Below are 19,672 nucleotides of genomic sequence, written 5' to 3' on the forward strand. Positions count from 1 at the left end.
TTAAGAACGCAGATATCAAATACGTTGTAAAATGCCGCTCGTTTCGGGCGGCTTTTTTCCAAGTAAGTGAGGAAAAAGAGATGGAACAGTATGATGTCTCGAGCCTGATTTGTCAGGCTTGGGAAGTGCGTCAGAAGAATTTTGAGAATGTGATATTTTTCGATTATCCAACTCAAACTGAGAGTATCACCCTTACAGGCCGCTCGTGTGCCCTGAATTGTGCCCACTGTGGCGGGCATTATCTTAAGGGAATGCGGAGTATTGAGGAGATTCAAATCTATGGAGCGCTTAATAATAACTACCCATTTCACAGCGCGCTGATTAGTGGAGGATGTACGCCGGAAGGAAAGGTTCCCTTTCTAGACCATTTGGAATTCCTGCATAATCTTAAGCAGAATGTCCGTTTGAATTTTCACGTAGGCTTATTAGATAATGGGGAGATCCCTTTTTTAAAGAACTTGGCAGATGTAGTTTCTTTTGATTTTGTGGCGGACCCTGAAACGATTCGTGAAGTTTATGGGTTAGAACAAGGTCCTGAAGATTACCGTCGAGTTTTTCTGGCCCTTCGTGAAGTTGTGCCGGTTATGCCGCATTTGACCTTGGGCTTGAAAGGGGGCGAGTGGAGCGGAGAAGCAGCAGCTTTGGAGGCTCTCGATGAGATGCAGGTTGATGGCTTAGTTTTCAATGTCTTTATCCCGACCCCCGAAACGCGATATGCCGACAGGCAACCGCTGCCGGTTGAGGAGGTTATTCGTTTTTTAGCCTTAGCAAGAATCCGTTTTCCCAAGATACCTTTATTTTTGGGATGTATGCGTCCCAAAGGCAGGTATCGCCAGACTTTGGACGAAGCTGCCGTCGCTATGGGCCTGAATCATTTAGTCATGCCGACCCCAGGGGCGCGTCGCAGAGCAGAAGAATTACGGCTTAGGGTCGTTCGTGGAGAGGAGTGTTGTGCGCTATGATTCGATGTTCTTTAGGTACGGCTAAAGTCTTAGGCTTAAAAAAGGTTAAAGTTGATGCCTTGCCAACCACTGCTTACTTAATGGTCGGAGAACGTTGTCGTTTTAACTGCGCGTTTTGTGCTCAGGCACGTGAGAGTGGGGCTCGGGCAGATCTCCTTTCCCGAGTTAGCTGGCCTAATTTTTCCAAAGATGAATTTCTTCAAAGCTTGACTGCTTCAAAAGCATACAACGGTTTGCAGCGAATCTGTTTCCAAGTTGTTCAAGATAGGGCGGCGTTGGAGGAAGTAAAGAGTTTGGTCAAAACAGTACAGAATGAAAGCCAATTGCCAATCTGTGTTTCAGCAGGCCCCCGAACCCTTGAGGAGGTTAAGGAGCTTCTGGAACTTGGAGTTGATCATGTCAGCATTGCTTTGGATGCAGCTACCCCTGGGGTCTACGCCCGAAGCAAAGATGGATCATGGAAGGAACGGATGGACTTGCTCTGTAAGTCCGCCGAAATGTTTCCCGGTCATATGGCGACTCATCTTATCGTGGGTTTAGGGGAAAGTGAAGAGGAAATGGTCCATTGTCTTCAAATCTTATATGATCGGGGAGTGACGGTGGCTTTGTTCGCTTTTACCCCGGTGAAAGGGACAAGGATGGAAAAGGTAGCCCAACCTGAGATGACTCATTACCGCCGCGTCCAGGTTGCTCATGACCTAATTAGGAATCGATTGGCACGGTTTGAAGACTTTAGGTTTGAAAATGGTCAGTTGATAAGCTATGGGATTTCTGCATCCGTGCTCGAGCAGCAAAGAGGAGGAGTGCCGTTTCAAACTTCGGGCTGTACAGGCTGCAATCGCCCATATTATAACGAAACACCTGGGGAGGACTTGTACAATTATCCGACCCCCTTGTCTCAGGAAGAGATTAAAAAGGCCTGGGCGCAAGTTCGTGAACAGTTGGCACTTACAAAAGATTGAGAGGAAGATTCTATGACAACTTGGCGCTACTTGCCCTATGCCGTGTCTACAGGTTCGGAGAATATGGCTGTCGATGAGGCGTTACTAAAGACTATGGCTCAAGCCGCAGACCCCCAACCAGTTCTTCGCTTTTACGGCTGGGAACCGGCAGCCTTATCACTGGGTTATGCTCAAAGTTATGATAAAGAAGTTAATGAAGGAGCTTGTAAGGCAGAAGGAATTGACATTGTTCGTCGGCCAACCGGGGGGAGGGCGGTCCTGCATCAATACGAGCTGACCTATAGTGTTATTGCACCTGAGCAAGATCCTAACGTCTCGGGGAGCGTGACAGAATCGTATTTAAAAATCAGCAAGGCTTTGGTCAAGGGATTCCAAGCGCTGGGGATTCCGGCAGAGATGTCACTTGGCGGAGTAGCGAAAGCAACCAGCACCGCTGCCTGTTTTGATGCGCCTTCCTGGTATGAACTTGTTGTGAATGGGCGCAAATTGGTGGGGAGTGCTCAGATGCGGAAAGAGGGGATGCTTTTGCAGCATGGGTCTATACTTCTCCACTTTGATGCCGATCTTCTCTTTCGGCTTCTGAAGTTCCCCACTGAAGGAGTGCGGGAACGTTTATTAAAAGGTTTTAAGGCAAAAGCTTGTGCTTTGGATGAGGTTTGGACCCGACCCATCGAGAGAGAGGAGTTAGAACGGGAAATTTGTCTTGGTTTCTGCTCGGTTATGGGAATTACCTTGACTACCAGCCAGTTAACGGACGAGGAGAGACGTTTAATGCAAGAGGTACGTTCTAAATACCTAGCTGAAGATTGGACGAAAAAGCGGTAGTTTTTTCAAGAGAAGATTCTCAAATTTAAAGATTGCAAAGATTCTAACTTAAGAATTTATCTCTCGAAATTTATGTCGTTTTAGTACGAAATGGAGTATACTATTTCTTAACGGAATTTCTTTAGACCCGAACTGTTTTTGGGTGACACCGTGAGTGTTCATTTCGTTTAGTAATAGACTATGGAGGGTGATAAGTTCAATGGCTAGTTTTATGGTTACAGTGGGTATTTCTAATCGACACATCCATTTATCCCAACAACATATCGAAGAACTTTTTGGAGCGGGGCATACGTTGACCAGAACGAAAGACTTGAGTCAACCAGGCCAATTTGCTTGTGAAGAAACTGTGACCTTGGTTGGGTCGAAGGGTTCCATGCCGGGGGTTCGTGTCTTGGGTCCGGCTAGAAAGGCTTCTCAAGTCGAGCTAGCAGCGACAGATACTTTTAAATTAGGGATTAAACCTCCGGTTCGTGATTCCGGAAAAATCGAGGGAACACCTGGACTTGATGTTGAGGGTCCGATGGGGAAAGTCCATATGGACGAAGGTGTTATCATTGCTGCTCGTCATATTCACATGACGCCTGAAGATGCTTCGAAACACTCCTTAAACGATGGGGACCATGTTCGGGTGGTTGTCCCGGGCGTTAGAGGCGGGATTCTGGAGCACGTTCTTATCCGCGTCAGCTCAAATTATGCTCTCGATATGCACATTGACACGGACGAAGGGAATGCTTTTGGTTTGGCTAATGGCATGCAGTTGGAAGTTCTTTTGGATTAGGAGGACGAGGTTCGTTCGGGCATGCTACGAGGGTCGCGAGACACTTGTTCAACCATTCGTTCGCCGGTTACGGAGTTGACCCGTCAGTATGTTGAGGAAAATGCTCGTGTAAAATTCGACCAGGCTGAATACCAACTACGCTACGCAAGCTTTGAGGCAAGGTACGAAAAGGCTAAGGGTAGGCTGGAAAAAATCGAAGAACAGCGGCAAGCCCGCCGGATCAAGCGGGAACAACTGGAGACCTTCCTTACGACTTTGTTGCGGCAGGATTCCGCTTTGACGGAGTTTGACGAGGATCTTTGGATTGCGGTTATAGATAAAGTCACGGTCTAAGTTGATGATGACATCCAGTTTACCTTTAGAGATGGGACGGTCATTAAGGTATAATATATTCAAAACCCGCAGAGTTGAGCGCTCAATTGCAGACTTTGCGGGATTTTTCTTTGCATAAATAAAGGATTGTGAGGTAGACCAAATTTATATCTTGCAGAATTTAATATTATAGTTGTCCCGTTTGTTCAATTCGCGTTCTGAAAGTAGATAACGCAGGAGGTAATCTATGGGAAATAAATAAATTGTTTATTCGCATAACGTTATCCTTTATCTTAGGTACTGTATGGCAAAAGAAATGCTCATTTGAAGAAGTTGAAGAGTACCAAACAACGCACAACCAATATTTTTTCTACTATAACCCAGATGATGCTAATTTTCTGGTTCCAAAAGCTAGTGGCTTAGGACGTACAAACAACTGGGCGCATCCAGCTTCAAGTATTATAATTTTTGCGGTTTTAGCACTTGCAGTGTTACATGCAGTTTACAAATGAACTAAGATAAGATACCAATATTGTTAGTAAACAAATTGGTATCTGAAATTATTAAGAACAAGAAAAATCCAAGAGGGCCTGACCTTACTAAAATAGAATGGCCACGATTTGGCTTATGGAAACTGCCAAGTCGTGGCTATTTTGCGTGTTAATTTAACTTTTCAACTCCAAAATGGAACCCCTTAGTATACCCTATTATCTCTTTTTAATGTCCTTAATATATTAAGCAAATGCCAGTTATTCCCTACCTCCATAAAGAGTTTTTAATTCTTCTTCTTTCATTGTGAAACTGTATTGATCATCAGGAAAAAGTTCGTTTCTCACTTCGTTCGCATAGGCCTGTAAGGCATAAATCATTTGTTCATTCACATTTGCATAGGGCTTTACGAATTTTGGGACACGTCCTACTCCGTAAGTGAGAATATCATGATATACGAGTACTTGCCCGTCAGTATGAACACCTGCTCCAATCCCTATTGTTGGAATCGACAGTAGTGATGAAATTTCCTTAGCAAGCTGTTTTGGAACACATTCAAGCGTTATGGCAAACGCTCCTGCTTCTTGACATCGTTTTGCATCCTCGACTATTTTCTTAGCAGCTTCGGCATCCTTTCCCTGAACTTTAAATCCGCCAAGGACTCCCACCGATTGTGGAGTCAGCCCTAGATGGGATACAACAGGGATACCAGCTTTTACAAGTGCCTCGATGTGGAAGAGCACTTCATCAGCCCCTTCCACTTTTACAGCATGAGCACCAGTTTCCTGGATGAGCCTTGCTCCGTTTAATAGAGTATCCCTGACAGATAAATGACAGCTCATAAATGGCATATCAACGACTATGAAAGTGTTACTAGCCCCACGTTTAACCGCCTTAGCATGATGAATCATATCTTCCATCGTCACATAGACGGTTGAATCATAGCCAAGTACAACATTTCCCAGAGAATCACCGACAAGAATCATGTCCACATTGGTTTGCTCGGCTTGCTTGGCGGATGGATAATCGTAGGCGGTTACCATGACAATCTTTTTTCTTTGCTTTTTCATTTCCAAGAAGTCTTTTGTTGATTTCATAAGTTTCTCCTCCTTTTTTCAGGAGAGGTGATAAAACAATGCAAAAAAGTTCCTTCAGTCAGAAGGAACTTTTAATATAAACCGTTTTATCCCTCTGTCCCGGTCCGTAACGGATACAGGCAGTATTAAATAACTATGTTCTACCAAAAGGTGCAGTTCTTATGATACTGCCCAAATTTAGTATATCAAATAATATCTAACTCGGCTACAAAATTGGAGTTTAGGACTCTTCCACCTTATTAATTAATTTTAGATAGCCTAAACCCCACGTTTCCAAAGCGGCAATGATAGGGCGCATGCTGTCGCCCAATTCACTTAACTTATATGATTATCATAATATTGAAGGCTCCAAAAAATCAAGCCTCAAAGTAAAACAAGGAGGACTTAAAATGATTAAGCTAGGTTATTACGTGTTTAAGTTTCTATGGAAATATATTCTGAGGAGTTTTTTGTTTAAGATTCGTACTGTTACACAAGTTTTACAATTTTGCGCAGGAAATTTATGTAGGTAAGTTTTTTTGCGTAAATAGTTATCGCATGGGAACACTAATATTAAACTTTGAATTGGGATATCTTTAAGCGATTAAACTGAGTTTTTTGACTGTGTTAATTTAAGAATTCCTAGTACTAGATATGAGACCGATTATCAATTTGGTCTAACAAGAATTTGAAAGGGGTGGCGAAATGGTTAGAGGGTCTCGTTATAGTAAATTGATTGAAACTCTGCGTGAGGAAAAGCAAAGCCTAATGGAGACAGCAACTGAATTCATCAACGGAGACATGCGAGAGTCTTTAGGTGAACTGTCTGTGGCGGATAACCATCCTGCCGATATAGCGACTGAGGTCTATCAACGTTCGCAGGACATCGCTTATCATGATCGTTCGCTGCATAGGATTGAAGCGATTGACGCTGCCTTAGAGCGTTTTGAGAAAGGGGACTATGGGGTTTGCGAGCACTGTGGGCAGGAAATTCCTTATGAACGTCTTGAATTGGTGCCCTACACTACGGTCTGTACTCGCTGCAGCCAGGAAGAAGAGCGAGAGGAACAGCATTCTTTACACCGGGAACCTGTTGAAGATGAACTTCTTAACCGTCCGTTTTCCCGGACATTTAACGATGGACTGGACCGAGTTGAATTTGATGGTGAAGATGCTTGGCAGGCCGTGGCCCGCTATGGAACATCGGATTCCCTGCAGGATCTTGGAACAAATAGGGATATATCTGATCCCAATGACCTGTATGAGGATTCTGACGAGGTGATTGGTGCAGCTCAATTTATTGAAACCCTTGAGACAGCGAGAGAACCGGAAGGCCGTGGGAATACCATCCATTATAGTCAGGATCATGGTCGTACTTAAAAAGGAAAAAGGAATAATTTGCTCTCGTTTAAGCCCTGTGTTAAGATGAGGAAAAACAGGGGGGTTAAACGGTTGTTGGTATGGCTGGCAATGATCGGAGTATGGGTCATCGATCGCTTGTTAAAAGTATTAATTCAGACAAATTTTATTCCGGGCGAATCACTGAAGGTCATCCCGAAGGTATTTCATTTAACGTTTGTTCTTAACCCAGGAGCGGCCTTCGGCTTGATGGCGGGTCAGACCTGGGTTTTTGTTGTTACCGCGTTTTTGGTGGTGGGAGGGGTAATTTACGGTCAATTCCGTATTCCCCACAAAGAGGTTCTGATGCGTTTAGCTATTGGGATGATTGGGGGAGGGGCTCTCGGAAATCTCTATGATCGTCTGATGATTGGCCGGGTTGTCGATTATCTCGACTTCCAGATTTGGCCGTATGTTTTTAACTTTGCCGACAGTATGATCGTGATCGGAGTTGGACTGCTCATGCTTCGCTTATATTGGGATGAGAAGGCTCGAAAAAAACAGGAAGATGAGCTAAAGCCAACAAGTACTCAGGAATAAGATAAATGCCTACATGAGAAATCAGAAATAGTTGAGGGTGTAAGAGTGGAAAAGGTATTTGAATCTGAGTTGGAAGATCCCGAATTTGACGTCATAGATTCAGCGGGCTCTCAAAAGCTTGAGATTTTGGAATTTGGCCTTTCAGCAGGATTAAGACTTGACGTTGGAGTTACGAGTGTTTTGGCAAAAAGCCGGTCTTTTGTTCAGGACCTCATTGCCAATGGGCATGTTAAAGTAAATGGGCTTATTAAAAAAGGAAATTATAAAGTTCGTGAGGGTGATTGGATCAAAGCGACAATCCCTGTTCCGCGCCCAGCTGGGGCTGAACCGGAAAATATTCCTTTGGAAATCCTTTATGAAGATGAAGATGTCTTGGTCATTAATAAAGCACAGGGCATGGTAGTGCATCCTGCACCAGGTGCCTGGACAGGAACTCTTGTCAATGCTTTGTTGTATCATTGTCAAAATCTTTCCGGTATTAACGGAGTCTTGCGCCCTGGAATCGTCCATCGTATCGATAAAGATACTTCAGGGATTCTGGTAGTGGCCAAAAATGATGATGCCCATCAAAGCCTGGCTGCTCAATTGAAAGCACATAGTATGGAAAGAAACTATCTAGCGGTTGTTCACGGAGTGATAGCGGAACCGTCGGGTACTGTAGATGCGCCCATTGGACGAGATCCAGCGGATCGCAAACGCATGGCCGTAGTTATGCATCATTCTAAAACGGCTGTGACTCATTACACTGTCTTGGAACGTTTTAGGGATGCGACCTATCTGGAAGTGCATCTTGAGACGGGGAGAACTCATCAGATTCGCGTTCATATGAATTATCTGAAACATCCGATTTTAGGGGACCCAGTCTACGGACCTTCCAAAAATCGATTCGGAATTCGAGGACAATTGCTTCATGCGGCACACTTGGGGTTTCAACATCCACGCAGTAGGGATTTAATGAGGTTTGACGTTCCTTTGCCTGAACAATTTGCCGACGTGATTACGAAGCTGAGGGAGGAAGGATCTTAGACAATTGCCCCAAGCTGCAGGGTTCAATGAATGTCATTTTGCGTCTTATCATTGACATTTGGCCTAACCTAAAGTAAACTTAATGACAGTTAAACGGCCTTTAAATGAAGTCCTGCGAGGCTTGGAAAGGCAGACGGAAGTTAGGAAGGACTGTCTGCAATTGGGACGGTCTTATTTGTTCTTGCACCGTTAGAGAGTATAACCTTCGGTTGTATACTTTCTGCAGGTCCTTTCTCACCATCCTTGGCTTCAGGGACACTTGGCCATCCATGGCCTGTGCAGCTGGGCAGCCGCCTTCGCCAAGTTTTCTTTATCGGTCTAATCCGGGTTCCATTGACTTACTCCAAGAGGAAAGGAGATTGTTGCTTTGGAGGGAACGATTAAAAGCAAGATTTTAGATGCAGATGGGATTCGCCGGGCTGTAACTCGAATTGCCCATGAAATTGTAGAAAAAAATAAAGGAACAGATAAGCTGGTCTTAGTGGGAATTCGGAGGCGAGGTGTGCCTCTGGCTGAGCGGATTCAAGAATATATTAAAGAATTTGAAGGGGTAGAGCTTCCGCTTGGAATTTTAGATATTACCCTTTATCGTGACGACCTGAGCACGATTGATGTCCAACCTGTTGTTCATGAAACAGATGTTCCGGTTAGTATCGAAGGAAAAACCGTTATACTTATCGATGATGTCCTTTACACTGGCCGGACAGCCCGAGCAGCGCTAGATGCGACGATGGACTTAGGAAGACCCGAGCGCATCCAGCTCGCCGTCTTGGTAGATCGGGGACATCGAGAGCTGCCCATCCGAGCGGACTTTGTCGGTAAGAACTTGCCCACGTCACGACGAGAAATTGTCGCGGTTCGTTTGCTTGAAGTTGATGCTGAAGAGGACGTCCTGCTATTGGAACGGGAAGACCATAATTAGTAAGCGGTATGAACCTTTCTACTGCTAACTTTTTTTTAATGAAACGTTAAAATAAAATTATGATGACTTAACCCTTTAAATGCCATCCTGAGAGATGGTCAAGGGGCGAGTGGATGTTGGGCTATGCCTATTTTTAAATCCTCTCCCTTCTTAGGGAGAGGATTTTTTATAGTGCCAGAAAGTATAAGCGCAACTAGGCAGGCGCCTGCGCTAAGGCTTAGCGCCAGCCAAGTTTTCTTTACTGCCGGGCCATCGTTTAGGCTTGTATATAAGTTGCAGAGAAGGGGATAAAAAGAAAAGAAGAACTGTCCTTTGTTTAGATCCGCCATTCGTATCAGAAATATTAGGAGGGTTACGATGAAATTGCAGCGTAAAGATGTCTTGGGATTAGAAGAGATGAGCGTGGAGGAAATTCGCCAGATCTTGCACACGGCGAAAGTGATGAAGGGAATTTTAATGCGTCCCATTAAAAAGCTGCCTACCCTTAAAGGGAAATCGGTCGTCAATCTTTTTTATGAGGCCAGCACTCGAACTCGCACGTCGTTTGAAATGGCCGCCAAAGTTTTAGGCGCCGACACGACAAGTATCGCTGTCGCTCAGAGCAGTGTGAGCAAAGGAGAAAGTTTGTATGACACTGCCAAGACGATTCAGGCGATGCGCGCTGATTTGGTGATTATAAGACATTCCAGTTCCGGTTCGGCAAGTTTTTTGGCAGACATTCTCGATGCAGGGGTCATTAATGCGGGAGATGGCCAGCATGAACACCCAACACAGGCTTTGCTGGACATTTTCACGATGGAAGAGAAACTTGGAGACCTAAGCGGGAAAAACATAGTTATTGTCGGCGATGTCTTGCATTCACGTGTGGCTAGAAGCAATGCTTGGGGGCTTCAAAAACTGGGAGTCAATGTTACTTTGGTGGGACCGCCTACTTTAGTGCCAGCTGAGATGGAGGGCCTAGGAGTGAAGCTGACCCATGATCTCGACAAGGCCTTGCCGGGTGCAGATGTCGTGATGGCCTTGCGCTTGCAGTTAGAACGGCAGAAAAGCGGGCTCTTTCCAAGCTTGCGTGAATATAGCCGTCTCTATGGCTTAACAACAGAGCGCTTGAAGAAAACTGAGAAGGAAAGCATCGTTTTACATCCGGGGCCGATGAACCGGGGTGTAGAGATTTCCGATGATGTGGCTGACGGCGCCCAAGCCTTAATTGAGCGCCAGGTCACGAACGGTGTGGCCATTCGTATGGCTTTAATATATTTATTGATTGGAGGGTCCGGCAATGTGGTGGCTTAAAGATGTATGGGTGGTTGACCCGAGTCAGAAATTATCGAGTCCCCAAAGTGTTCTCATCAAAGAGGGGAAAATCTTAGACATCGTTTCCTCGATTACGGAGGAAGAAGTTCTGAGCAAAGCACAGGGGGAGAACGTAGAAACGATCAATGGGCAAGGAAAGTTTCTTTTTCCGGGACTGATCGATGTGCACACACACTTGCGTGAACCGGGTCAAGAAGACAAAGAGGATATTCTCAGCGGTTCCCAGGCTGCTGTACGTGGTGGATTTACCACGATTTTGGCTATGGCCAACACTCAACCTGTGATTGATAAGCGTGCCCTGGTGGAATTTGTCCGGCTTCAAGGAGAACGGGCAGGATACGCTCATGTCTTGCCGATCGGAACCGTCACCAAGGGTATGCAAGGGCAAGAACTTGTAGAAATGGCTGATATGAAAGAAGGCGGAGCCGCTGCCTTTTCTGATGATGGGAAGAACATTCAAAATGCTGAAGTGATGAGGCTGGCTTTAGAGTATGCTAAATTGACTGGATTGGCGATTATCAGTCATTGCGAAGACAAAGATTTAGCAGGAGACGGTCTTATGCGCCGCGGTGTAGCCTCAGGACGGATGGGGTTAAGGGGAATTCCGGCCAGTGCTGAAAGCGTGGTTGTGGCTCGGGACCTGATATTGGCTGAAGAAACGGGTGGAAAGCTGCATTTAGCCCATATTTCCACAGCGGAGAGTGTGGAGCTGATTCGCAGAGCTAAAGCACGCGGAGTTAATGTCAGCGCTGAAGTTAATCCTCACCATCTGATCTTGTGTGATGAAGATATTCATTTAACAGATACTGTTCTCAAGGTCAACCCCCCTCTGGCCTCCAGAAAAGATCGGGAAGCGCTGATCGATGGGCTTCGCGACGGGACAATTGATATGATTGCAACAGATCATGCACCTCATACTCAGGCTGAGAAGTCCCGTCCCTTTGCCGAGGCTCCTTTCGGAATTGCGAGTTTAGAAACAGCTTTGAGTGCGGTATATCAGCATCTGGTGATGCCCGGTAAGCTCACTTGGGAGCGGGTGATCGAGGCTTGGAGTTATTTGCCGGCTCAACGTTTTAGGTTATCTGGCGGAACTCTAATGCCAGGCGCATGCGCGGATGTTGTACTCTTTGACCCGGATCTTAAAGAAGTCATCGAACCGGGCAGTCTCGTTTCCAAAGCTCGAAATACTCCATTTCTGGGGAAAACCCTCCAAGGGTTCCCGGTCATGGTCTGGGTGGAAGGAAAGCTAGTGCAGAAAGACCGTAGGGTGCTGCAACAGAGGAGTCTGCAAAATATTTGAATAGCTATTCTTTAATGAATGAGGGAAAAAGAGAGATGAGAGGAAGTGTCGGAAGGTGGCTTATCTCGTTTTTAAAGATGGTACGACCTTTGGGGGAGAGATGTTTGGAGAGTGGGAGAAACGTTCTGCAGCACTGACAGCACGAGAAGTGGTTTTCAATACGTCTCAAAGCGGATATCAGGAAATGGTCACGGATTTATCGTATGCCGGGCAGATTCTCGTCCTTACTCAACCCCAAATCGGGAATTATGGCTGGCACCATGAAGAAAATGAAGCGGATAAAACCCGTCTCCAAGGGCTCATTGTTCGTGAGCTGTCTCAAGGGGAGGGAAGTCTGCACGCTGAGGGATCCTTAGAGGAGTATTGTCAACAACACGATGTTCAAGGGTTAAAAGACGTTGATACAAGGGCCTTGACGCGCTATCTGCGGGAATTTGGCACGCTGCCGGGGGTTTTGGCGGAAACGAAGGAAGCCGGGCTGGAATTCTGGCGGAATCAGAGAGAAATTACAGCTGATTTTGAGGATAGTAATTCAGATTCCAATGATCTGGGTGACATGAGGGACCATTGGGTTTATCGTTCCACGGTCAAGGAAGTTTATGAAATACCGGGGTCAGGCCCGCTTATAGCGGTACTCGATTTTGGAGTGAAGCGGAACATTCTTCGCTCGCTTCAACAGAGAGGATTTAGGGTTATGGTGTTCCCGGCGGGGTCAACGGCTGAAGAAATTTTATGGCAGCGACCGAGTGGCTTGGTCCTGAGCAATGGTCCTGGAGATCCCAGTGAATTGCCTAAAGGAATTGCCACAGTTCGACAGCTTTATACGAAGCTGCCTGTTTTAGGGATTTGTTTAGGGCATCAACTGTTGGCTTTAGCGGCCGGCGGAGAAACTTACAAGCTCCCCTATGGGCATCGTGGGGGAAATCATCCTGTCATAGATCTTCGTACAGGCAAGGCAACGATGACGTCCCAGAACCACGGCTATGCAGTTAATGACGCTTCCTTGCAAGGCTCCGGTTTTGAAGTGACGATGAGTAATCTTAACGATGGAACCGTTGAAGGAATGGAGCATATAACCTATCCCGTAATATCCGTTCAATTTCACCCTGAAGGGGCTCCGGGACCTGAAGAAAATGCCGAGATTTTTAATCTCTTTAAAGATATGGTGGAAGGAAGTTTGGCGAGGAAGGGGAGATCGTAATGCCCAAGAAGGGATGGAAAAAGGTTCTGGTGATCGGCTCTGGCCCTATTGTGATTGGGCAGGCAGCAGAATTTGATTACGCTGGGACACAAGCCTGTCGAGCCATACGGGAAGAAGGCATTGAAGTCATTTTAGTTAATTCTAATCCGGCAACGATTATGACGGATCGCGAAACTGCAGATCGAGTTTATATTGAACCTTTAACTGTGGAAGCCCTGGAGCGAATCATTGAAAGGGAGAGGCCGGACGGATTAGTCCCCACTATGGGCGGACAAACGGGTCTCAATTTGGCCTATCAGCTGGCTAAGCGCGGGGTGTTGGAACGCTGTGGCGTTGTCTTGATGGGCACTTCCTTAGAGAGTATCGATCAGGCGGAAGATCGGGAAAGCTTCCGGAGCTTAATGCAGAAACTGGGTGAGCCGATCCCGGAGAGCAAAATTGTGGCTAAGATTGAAGAGGCCTTGGAATTTGCCCAAAAAACGGGGTACCCTTTAATTGTGCGTCCGGCTTTCACTTTAGGAGGAACCGGGGGCGGAATTGTCGAAAGTGATGAGGATCTGAAACAAGTTGCCCAAAGTGGTTTGCAAGCGAGTCTCATTGGTCAGATTTTAGTGGAACGAAGCGTGGCCGGCTGGAAAGAAGTTGAGTTTGAAGTTTTGCGTGACGGTATAGGCAACTGTATCACGATTTGTCATATGGAAAATATGGACCCGGTTGGTGTACATACAGGGGATAGTATTGTCGTCGCACCCTGCCAAACCTTGACGGATCGGGAGGTCCAGATGCTGCGCAGCGCATCGCGCAGAATTGTCAATGGCCTGGGGATTGAGGGAGGGTGTAATGTACAATTTGCCCTTCACCCAGAGCGCATGGAATATGTTGTCATCGAAGTGAATCCTCGACTTAGCCGTTCGAGCGCCCTCGCTTCAAAAGCTACAGGATATCCCATCGCTAAAGTTGCTGCCAAGATTGCCTTAGGATATGCCCTTACTGAACTCAAAAATGCTGTCACGGGTAAAACTTCAGCCTGTTTCGAACCCGCTTTGGATTATGTGGTGGTGAAAATCCCACGCTGGCCTTTTGATAAATTTACGGATGCCGATCGCGTGTTAGGCACTCAAATGAAAGCAACAGGCGAAGTCATGGGCATTGGCAGGAACTTGGAAACAGCCCTGCTCAAAGCAATCCGCTCTCTTGACATCAAATTATTTGGAGTTAGCCTGAGAGAACTAGAGCTGGTCTCCGATGATGAACTTGGAAATGCCTGCCGCAAACCCGACGATCGACAATTGTTTGTTCTGGCTGAGGCCTTAAGGCGGAGCTGGAGCATTGAGAAATTGGCGGAATTGACAGGCTGGAACCCCTATTTTCTAATCATTCTCAAACGATTAGTAGATTTCACAGCTGAATTAGCAAGCAGCCCGTGGAATATAGAGGGGCTGCGCAAGGGCAAGCGTTTAGGTTTTGCCGACAAGGAGCTTGCCTCACTCTGGGACAGTACAGAGGATGAGATCTACAAGTTTCGCCGGGAACATAAGATTTTGCCGGTGTTTAAAATGGTGGATACCTGCGCCGGAGAGTTTGAAGCAACAACTCCTTACTTTTATTCCAGCTATGATGTCGAAGATGAAGGGGACGTTCACAGATGCCCCAAAGTGGTCGTTTTAGGTTCGGGCCCAATTCGAATAGGGCAAGGGATTGAGTTCGATTATTGCTCGGTGCATGCTGTCTTAGCCTTAAGAAGAGCGGGCTTTGAAAGTATTATCGTCAATAATAACCCAGAAACCGTTTCAACAGATTTTGATACGGCAGATCGTTTATATTTTGAACCTTTAACCTTGGAGGATGTTTCGGCGATTCTGGATAAAGAGCAGCCTGAGGGCGTCATTGTTCAGTTCGGCGGGCAGACAGCCATCGGTTTAGCGAGCAGTTTGGAACGCCGTGGTTACAAAATTCTGGGTACTACGGTGGAAAATATCGATCGGGCGGAGGAGAGGGGAACCTTTGACCGAGTGCTTCAGAAACTGGGTGCTAAACGACCGCGGGGCGGCGGGGCGACAACGATGGAACAAGTTCGCCAAGTGGCTGAGACTATCGGATTTCCTTTAGTTGTTCGCCCATCCTATGTCTTAGGAGGACGAGCTATGGAGATCGTTTATGAAGAAAAGGAATTAGACCTGGTTGCTAAACGTGCTTTAAGCGCTTCTTCGGATCAAGAGATTTGGATGGACCAATACCTGCTCGGCAAGGAAGTGGAGGTCGACGCGATTTCCGATGGGGAAAATGTCTTCATTCCTGGGATCATGGAGCACTTGGAACGGGCCGGAGTTCATTCCGGCGATTCTATCGCGGTTTATCCTCCCCAGTCCTTGGAACAGAGCATACAGGAACGAATTATCGCTTTGACAGAATCCTTGGCTCGCTCTCTGAAAATAAACGGGTTATTAAATATCCAGTATGTTATCTATCAAAAGGAACTTTATGTTTTAGAAGTCAACCCAAGATCCAGCAGAACCGTCCCTTTTTTAAGCAAAGTCACTGGAGTGCCAATCGTAGATTGGGGTACTCAAGTAATCTTAGGGAGGAAATGGGAGGATATTGGAATTCCTCACGGTCTCTGGCCGATAGGGAATCGAGTCGCTGTCAAAGCGCCTGTGTTTTCCTTCTCTAAGCTTCAGAAGGTCGAACCGTCTTTAGGGCCAGAAATGAAGTCCACAGGGGAGGTCATGGGGATGGACAGAACCTACGAGAAAGCTCTCTACAAAGCACTTTTAGGGGCAGGGCTTACGTTTACCACCTACGGTTCTGTGCTGGTGACCTTGGCCGATCGAGACAAAGCAGAAGGAGTAGAGCTTGTTCGCCGTTTTGTCGAATTGGGATTCCGAATCTTAGCCACTGCAGGAACGGCTCGTTATCTAAAAAATGAGGGGATACGGGTGGAACCGATTGCCAAGCTGCATGATGGCTCCAATGAAATTATTGACGGAATTCGGAAACAGAAGATCCAATATGTGGTTAATTCCACAACTCACGGCCGAGTTCAAGAGAGTGACGGTTTTGCCATCCGCAGAGCAGCTGTTGAGTACGGAATTCCTTGTTTCACCAGTCTCGATACTGCAGCGGCACTGCTTCATGTGTTGGAGAGTATTTCTCCAGGTCTTCTGCCTCTCTAAACAAAATTCAAAATTTGAAGTTCAAAAAATGAAAAAGGGGTATAGTACACGAAATGTGAAGCAAAAACTACATGCTAGGCATTCGTTTCGCTCATACGGCGGGAAAATACATTTCATGAATGGACCATTGAAAGGAGAGGATGCCATGCTCACGATGGGACAAGTCGTTGAACATGAACCTATGGGAAATGAAGATCAAAAGCTTAGACGGTTGGTTCTAAAAGGACCAATCGCTCAAAGTGCCAGGCCTGGACAATTTGTTGCGATTCAAGTTCAGGACTCTGCTCGTGCATCCCTTGATCCTTTATTAAGACGCCCGATTAGTATTGCTGAGATTTCCCCGGAGCGCGACGAGATTGCGCTCCTCTACCGAATCAAAGGGAGAGGAACGGAGATTTTAGCTCAGGCAAGATGTGGAGATAAACTCAGTGTCATGGGTCCGTTGGGAAATGGCTTTTCTCTGCCTAAAGAAGGGGAATTGTGGTTAATCGCCGGGGGAATTGGGATTTTCCCGCTGTATGCTCTAGCCCAAAGTGCGCTTGTTCAGGAGTTGAAGGTGCGCCTGTTCTGGGGAGGAGAAAACCAGTCGTTCTTGGAAAGCGCTGGGTTGCTCCGGTGGCAGAACATGGAGCTTCCAATGTATCTCAGTACGGTGGATGGAAGTTTAGGCGTAAAAGGGTTAGTGATAGAGCAGGTTCGCGAAGAGCTCCTAATGTTGTTTGATCGGTCACAATTAGAAGACGATATGAGAAAGAAGAAGATCAATGTCGCTGCCTGCGGTCCGAAACGAATGATGAAGGCAGTTACAGAGCTCTGCGGAGGTTTTCAAGTTCCGGTAGAAGTTTCTCTTGAGGAACGCATGGGCTGCGCTGTGGGAGCTTGTTTAGGCTGCGTTTGTACGCTCTTAAACAAAGCAGGGCGACCGATTCATAAAAAGGTTTGCGTCGATGGGCCGGTCTTTCGTGGAGAGGAGGTTGTGTGGGATGAGACCTGTTGATTTGACGACTCGAGTTGCCGGAATCACCCTCCGTAATCCTATCCTCACCTCTTCCGGAACTTATGGATTTGGCGAGGAGTATACTACTTATTGTCCTCTCGAAGCTTTAGGAGGGATAACTCTAAAAGGAATCACTCCTTTGCCTCGCTTAGGAAACCCCGTTCCGCGCCTGGCAGAAACTCCGGCAGGATTATTAAATGCCGTTGGTTTGGAAAATCCGGGGCTGGAGGAATTTATGGCGTCCTATCTTCCGAAACTAAGCAAAATGCCTACAACTGTCATTGCCAATATTTCTGGGTTTTCTCTCGAAGATTACGCCTTTATGGCTCGAGCGCTGCGTCAGGGTTCTGGTTTAGCGGCGTTAGAAGTCAATATCTCCTGCCCTAATGTTAAACACGGCGGAATGCATTTTGGCACAGATCCCGAGAGCGCTCAGGAAGTGATCGCAGCCGTTAAAGCCGCAACAGATCTGCCGATCATTGCTAAACTTTCCCCAAACGTCACAGATATCGTGGCTATGGCCCGAGCTGTTCAGCGCGGCGGAGCAGATGCGCTTTCCCTTATTAATACTCTTTTAGGCATGCGTATTGACCTTGATGCCCAGCGTCCTGTCTTGGCGAATACGTTTGGCGGATTATCCGGGCCGGCGATTCGTCCCGTGGCGGTGCGGATGGTTTGGCAAGTGGCCGAAGCCGTTGATTTGCCCATTATCGGAATGGGTGGAATTACTTCGTGGCAAGATGCGGTGGAATTTCTTTTAGCTGGAGCAACGGCGGTCAGTATTGGTACCGGGAATTTCTATAATCCCCAAGCTCCTGTGGAGATTCTGGAGGGTATCAAACATTACTGTGAGCAAAGAGGGTACTCTGCGGTGCGTGAAATCGTTGGATTAGCTCATCGAAGCTAAGCTTAGCAACGATTCTCCCGAGGGAAGTGAATCCCTAAAACATCCTAGGAACTGGAATGAATGGAGGGCTCATGAGTGGATAGAAACTTAAATAAGCGGATTATGGTCGCCCTTGATGTTAAAGGGCGAGAAGAGGCCTTGACTTTAGCAAATGTCCTTCTGGGAAGCGGCTGTTGGCTTAAAGTTGGAATGGAACTCTATGCTTATTCAGGTCCAGCAGTAGTCCGTGAGTTAAAGTCACTGGGGTTTTCGATATTTTTGGATTTAAAATTGCACGATATTCCAACCACTGTTGAGCGGGCGATGCGAGGCTTTGTACAGGCCGGAGCAGATATGATTAATGTTCATTGCAGCGGAGGGTATGACATGATGGTTCGTGCGGCCTCTGCTGCACGTGACGAGGGAAATAAGCTGGGATTAGTACCAAAAGTTATTGGAGTGACTGTCCTGACAAGTATGTCAGAACACCAGTTTCGACAAGAGCTGGGGATAGAACGTCAACTTCAGGAGCATGTCGTGTCATTGGCAAAGCTTGCCGAAAAGGCCAGCCTGGACGGCGTTGTAGCTTCGGCCCAAGAGGCTGGTGCAATCAGAAAAAATACTACTCCCGAATTTTTGATCGTGACCCCGGGGATACGGCCGGCTTGGAGTGAAGCGGATGATCAAATGCGGGTTTTGACCCCGCATGAAGCGTTAGCAGCGGGCAGCTCGTATCTGGTGGTAGGCAGGCCGATAACTCGGGCAGAAGACCCTAGAGAAGCTTTAGAGAGACTCTGGGTCAGATAGAAAAGGAGACGATAAAATGACTGAGAAAAATACTGCGGATAATAGAACTCTTCTTAAGACGGAAGAATACCTTGACTTATTTAAAAAAAGCCAGGCCCTTCTTGATGGACATTTTCTTTTGACTTCCGGAAAACATAGTGCTCAGTATATGCAGTGTGCTCAAGTATTGCAGTACCCTGACAGGGCAGCGATTTTGGCTGAAGGATTAGCAGCCTCTTTCCGAGATCTGGAGATCCAAACCGTCATAGGACCTGCTATGGGTGGTATCCTCGTGGCTCATGAAGTCGCTAAAGCTTTAGGTGTGAGGGCCTTATTCACGGAGCGAGAAAATGGGATTATGCGCTTACGCCGTGGATTTACGCTGGCTCCGGGGGAGCGAGTTTTAGTTGTAGAAGATGTCATTACGACGGGTGGATCGGTGCGCGAGGTTTTGGCGGTAATCCAAGAGATGGGGGCTGTCCCTGTGGGGGTCGGAGTTCTCGTTGATCGAAGCGGTGGAGCGGTGAAGTTCGGCTTGCCGCAGAGTTCCGTTCTCCAGCTTAAGATTCAAGCTTACGAAGCCGAAGAATGCCCCTTGTGTGCTCAAGGAATCCCAGCGATTAAGCCGGGTAGTCGAAAAGTCTAATCTAGCGGTAAACTTTTCAAGACCTTGTCTCGTGTTGGGAATGGTATTCCAGGGTAAGCTAGAGCTTAAGTTGCTGTTT

The 19,672-nt window shown here is 46.8% G+C and carries 19 protein-coding genes; 18 read left to right on the top strand and 1 reads right to left on the bottom strand.

The genetic code is table 11. From position 1 onward, the window contains the following. Positions 1-80: 80 nt before the first annotated feature. From VZF35_RS19095 to VZF35_RS19120, 6 genes are all read left to right on the top strand, one after another. Positions 81-962 (top strand): radical SAM protein, encoded by an 882-nt coding sequence (locus VZF35_RS19095; protein ID WP_407307490.1) that lies wholly within the window; start codon positions 81-83, stop codon positions 960-962. Next, complete coding sequence (locus VZF35_RS19100) at positions 959-1,924, top strand: radical SAM protein (protein WP_407307492.1); 966 nt, start codon at positions 959-961, stop codon at positions 1,922-1,924. The genes VZF35_RS19095 and VZF35_RS19100 overlap by 4 nt, the downstream gene beginning before the upstream one ends. Positions 1,925-1,936: 12 nt before the next feature. After that, positions 1,937-2,749 (top strand): biotin/lipoate A/B protein ligase family protein, encoded by an 813-nt coding sequence (locus VZF35_RS19105; protein ID WP_407307494.1) that lies wholly within the window; start codon positions 1,937-1,939, stop codon positions 2,747-2,749. 199 nt (positions 2,750-2,948) lie between these two features. Continuing rightward, the gene (gene pduL / locus VZF35_RS19110) at positions 2,949-3,527 is read left to right on the top strand and encodes a phosphate propanoyltransferase (protein WP_407307496.1); all 579 of its coding nucleotides are present in this window, start codon (positions 2,949-2,951) and stop codon (positions 3,525-3,527) included. A 21-nt stretch (positions 3,528-3,548) separates the two neighbouring features. After that, positions 3,549-3,860, top strand: a complete 312-nt coding sequence (locus VZF35_RS19115; protein ID WP_407307498.1) for a hypothetical protein — start codon at positions 3,549-3,551, stop codon at positions 3,858-3,860. 242 nt (positions 3,861-4,102) lie between these two features. Continuing rightward, positions 4,103-4,351 carry a DUF5808 domain-containing protein gene (locus VZF35_RS19120; protein ID WP_407307500.1) on the top strand — a complete coding sequence of 83 codons (249 nt, stop codon included), beginning with the start codon at positions 4,103-4,105 and terminating at the stop codon, positions 4,349-4,351. 237 nt (positions 4,352-4,588) lie between these two features. On the opposite strand, the gene panB is transcribed toward VZF35_RS19120, so the two are convergent. Continuing rightward, positions 4,589-5,425, bottom strand: coding sequence for a 3-methyl-2-oxobutanoate hydroxymethyltransferase (panB, locus tag VZF35_RS19125; protein WP_407307502.1), 837 nt, complete (start codon positions 5,423-5,425; stop codon positions 4,589-4,591). 684 nt (positions 5,426-6,109) lie between these two features. Here panB and VZF35_RS19130 point away from each other — a divergent pair. The 12 genes from VZF35_RS19130 to pyrE all read left to right on the top strand — a co-directional run bounded on the left by VZF35_RS19130 (position 6,110) and on the right by pyrE (position 19,593). Beyond that, positions 6,110-6,784 (top strand): TraR/DksA C4-type zinc finger protein, encoded by a 675-nt coding sequence (locus tag VZF35_RS19130; RefSeq protein ID WP_407307504.1) that lies wholly within the window; start codon positions 6,110-6,112, stop codon positions 6,782-6,784. A gap of 72 nt (positions 6,785-6,856) precedes the next feature. Continuing rightward, on the top strand, positions 6,857-7,342 hold the full coding sequence (gene lspA, locus VZF35_RS19135; RefSeq protein WP_407314717.1) for a signal peptidase II: 486 nt from the start codon (positions 6,857-6,859) through the stop codon (positions 7,340-7,342). A gap of 93 nt (positions 7,343-7,435) precedes the next feature. Then, complete coding sequence (locus tag VZF35_RS19140) at positions 7,436-8,368, top strand: RluA family pseudouridine synthase (protein WP_407314719.1); 933 nt, start codon at positions 7,436-7,438, stop codon at positions 8,366-8,368. Positions 8,369-8,735: 367 nt separating this feature from the next. Next, positions 8,736-9,290, top strand: a complete 555-nt coding sequence (gene pyrR, locus VZF35_RS19145) for a bifunctional pyr operon transcriptional regulator/uracil phosphoribosyltransferase PyrR (RefSeq protein WP_407307505.1) — start codon at positions 8,736-8,738, stop codon at positions 9,288-9,290. Between the two features lie 357 nt (positions 9,291-9,647). Beyond that, entirely contained in the window at positions 9,648-10,583 is a 936-nt protein-coding gene (locus tag VZF35_RS19150; RefSeq protein WP_407307507.1) for an aspartate carbamoyltransferase catalytic subunit, read from the top strand. Next, a complete protein-coding gene (locus tag VZF35_RS19155; protein WP_407307509.1) occupies positions 10,570-11,904 on the top strand; it encodes a dihydroorotase in 1,335 nt (444 codons plus the stop codon). Before VZF35_RS19150 ends, VZF35_RS19155 begins: the two co-directional genes overlap by 14 nt. A 55-nt stretch (positions 11,905-11,959) precedes the next feature. Then, positions 11,960-13,105 (top strand): glutamine-hydrolyzing carbamoyl-phosphate synthase small subunit, encoded by a 1,146-nt coding sequence (gene carA / locus VZF35_RS19160; RefSeq protein ID WP_407307511.1) that lies wholly within the window; start codon positions 11,960-11,962, stop codon positions 13,103-13,105. Then, positions 13,105-16,278, top strand: a complete 3,174-nt coding sequence (gene carB, locus VZF35_RS19165; RefSeq protein ID WP_407307513.1) for a carbamoyl-phosphate synthase large subunit — start codon at positions 13,105-13,107, stop codon at positions 16,276-16,278. Before carA ends, carB begins: the two co-directional genes overlap by 1 nt. 145 nt (positions 16,279-16,423) lie before the next feature. Beyond that, positions 16,424-17,275: a dihydroorotate dehydrogenase electron transfer subunit gene (locus tag VZF35_RS19170; RefSeq protein WP_407314721.1), complete on the top strand. Its 852-nt coding sequence runs from the start codon at positions 16,424-16,426 to the stop codon at positions 17,273-17,275. Continuing rightward, complete coding sequence (locus VZF35_RS19175) at positions 17,262-18,182, top strand: dihydroorotate dehydrogenase (RefSeq protein WP_407307515.1); 921 nt, start codon at positions 17,262-17,264, stop codon at positions 18,180-18,182. Before VZF35_RS19170 ends, VZF35_RS19175 begins: the two co-directional genes overlap by 14 nt. 102 nt (positions 18,183-18,284) lie before the next feature. After that, positions 18,285-18,968 (top strand): orotidine-5'-phosphate decarboxylase, encoded by a 684-nt coding sequence (pyrF, locus tag VZF35_RS19180; RefSeq protein ID WP_407314723.1) that lies wholly within the window; start codon positions 18,285-18,287, stop codon positions 18,966-18,968. Between the two features lie 16 nt (positions 18,969-18,984). After that, a complete protein-coding gene (pyrE, locus tag VZF35_RS19185) occupies positions 18,985-19,593 on the top strand; it encodes an orotate phosphoribosyltransferase (protein WP_407307517.1) in 609 nt (202 codons plus the stop codon). Positions 19,594-19,672: the final 79 nt, after the last annotated feature.

Origin of the sequence: Desulfosporosinus paludis (assembly GCF_045689965.1) — a bacterium.
GTDB classification, from domain to species: domain Bacteria; phylum Bacillota; class Desulfitobacteriia; order Desulfitobacteriales; family Desulfitobacteriaceae; genus Desulfosporosinus; species Desulfosporosinus paludis.

Bases quoted from the DNA above. Each gene is read 5' to 3' on its own strand.
- VZF35_RS19170 (WP_407314721.1), top strand. From the start codon at position 16,424: ATGCTCACGATGGGACAAGTCGTTGAACATGAACCTATGGGAAATGAA.
- panB (WP_407307502.1), bottom strand. From the start codon at position 5,425: ATGAAATCAACAAAAGACTTCTTGGAAATGAAAAAGCAAAGAAAAAAG.
- VZF35_RS19130 (WP_407307504.1), top strand. From the start codon at position 6,110: ATGGTTAGAGGGTCTCGTTATAGTAAATTGATTGAAACTCTGCGTGAG.
- VZF35_RS19115 (WP_407307498.1), top strand. From the start codon at position 3,549: ATGCTACGAGGGTCGCGAGACACTTGTTCAACCATTCGTTCGCCGGTT.
- VZF35_RS19175 (WP_407307515.1), top strand. From the start codon at position 17,262: ATGAGACCTGTTGATTTGACGACTCGAGTTGCCGGAATCACCCTCCGT.
- VZF35_RS19100 (WP_407307492.1), top strand. From the start codon at position 959: ATGATTCGATGTTCTTTAGGTACGGCTAAAGTCTTAGGCTTAAAAAAG.
- pyrF (WP_407314723.1), top strand. From the start codon at position 18,285: ATGGTCGCCCTTGATGTTAAAGGGCGAGAAGAGGCCTTGACTTTAGCA.
- carB (WP_407307513.1), top strand. From the start codon at position 13,105: ATGCCCAAGAAGGGATGGAAAAAGGTTCTGGTGATCGGCTCTGGCCCT.
- pyrE (WP_407307517.1), top strand. From the start codon at position 18,985: ATGACTGAGAAAAATACTGCGGATAATAGAACTCTTCTTAAGACGGAA.
- pduL (WP_407307496.1), top strand. From the start codon at position 2,949: ATGGCTAGTTTTATGGTTACAGTGGGTATTTCTAATCGACACATCCAT.
- VZF35_RS19105 (WP_407307494.1), top strand. From the start codon at position 1,937: ATGACAACTTGGCGCTACTTGCCCTATGCCGTGTCTACAGGTTCGGAG.
- VZF35_RS19095 (WP_407307490.1), top strand. From the start codon at position 81: ATGGAACAGTATGATGTCTCGAGCCTGATTTGTCAGGCTTGGGAAGTG.
- VZF35_RS19150 (WP_407307507.1), top strand. From the start codon at position 9,648: ATGAAATTGCAGCGTAAAGATGTCTTGGGATTAGAAGAGATGAGCGTG.
- VZF35_RS19155 (WP_407307509.1), top strand. From the start codon at position 10,570: ATGTGGTGGCTTAAAGATGTATGGGTGGTTGACCCGAGTCAGAAATTA.